The sequence below is a fragment of the Microvirga sp. P5_D2 genome (assembly GCF_054049475.1).
In genome coordinates this window covers 1-1,104 of the sequence record NZ_JBFUMH010000370.1, presented here as the reverse complement: position 1 = coordinate 1,104, position 1,104 = coordinate 1, and the positions used below count along the sequence as shown (strand labels likewise).

The 1,104-nt window shown below is 64.4% G+C and carries 1 protein-coding gene; it reads left to right on the top strand.

Going from position 1 to position 1,104, the window contains the following annotated elements; genetic code table 11:
• A partial coding sequence (locus ACXJKO_RS31740) for an IS110 family RNA-guided transposase (RefSeq protein WP_457094973.1) occupies positions 1-1,028 on the top strand: 1,028 nt, incomplete at its 5' end.
• Positions 1,029-1,104 lie beyond the last annotated feature (76 nt).

Sequence of the window (1,104 nt, the reverse complement as noted above, 5' to 3'; positions counted from 1 at the left end):
TTGCCACGCTGGGCATCGATCTGGGCAAGAACAGCTTCCATCTCGTCGGCCAGGATGAGCGCGGCGCCATCGTGCTGCGGATCAAGCTCTCCCGCACGCAGCTCACCCAGCGCCTGGCGAACATCCCACCCTGCCTGATTGGCATGGAGGCCTGTGCTGGCGCCCACCCCATCGGTCGGCAACTCCGGACGCTCGGCCATGACGTGCGCCTGATCCCGGCTCAGTACGTCAAACCTTTCCTCAAGGGCCACAAGAACGATTATCGCGATGCCGAAGCCATCGCGGAGGCGGTGCAGCGGCCGACCATGTCGTTCGTGGCGATCAAGACGCCAGACCAGATGGATCTGCTCGCCCTGCACCGGGTGCGTTCACGCCTGGTCAGTCAGCGCACAAGCGTCACCAACCAAATCCGCGGCTTCCTTCTCGAGCGCGGCATCACCGTGCGCCAGGGGCTTGCGCCGTTGAGGCAGGCGTTGCCAGGCATCCTAGGTTCGTACTCTGACGCCCTATCGCTGCGCATCGTTCACCTCATTGCTGATTTGGCTGAGGATTGGCGCCGGCTCGACGCGCGCATTACCGATGTCTCCGCCGAGATCGAAGCWCTGGCTGCTCAAGATGAGCACTGTCAGCGCCTGATGAGCGTCCCGGGCGTTGGACCGATCATCTCGTCGGCTGTCGTGGCGGCGATTGGGACGGGCGCTGGGTTCAAGCAGGGGCGGGACTTCGGGGCTTGGCTCGGGCTGGTGCCCAAACAGGAGTCGACCGGCGACCGCACCATCCTGGGCAAGATCTCCAAGCGCGGGAACAAGTACCTGCGGACGCTCTTCGTCCAAGCCGCCCACATCGTGCTGGTGCGTCGACCGCATGGGGCGAGGCTCGGCCTGTGGCCCTGGATTGAGACCACGGGCCGGAGGCTGCATCGCAACATGCTGGTGATTGCACTCGCCAATAAGCTCGCCCGCATTGCCTGGGCGGTGCTGGCGCGCGGCCCCGCCTATCAGCCCAGGAGTGCTTTTCATGCCGTCTGAGGCGAACTTGCTCGTGAGCCTTTCGCCCAGGAGTGCTTTTCATGCCGTCTGAGGCGAACTTGCTCGTGAGCCTTTC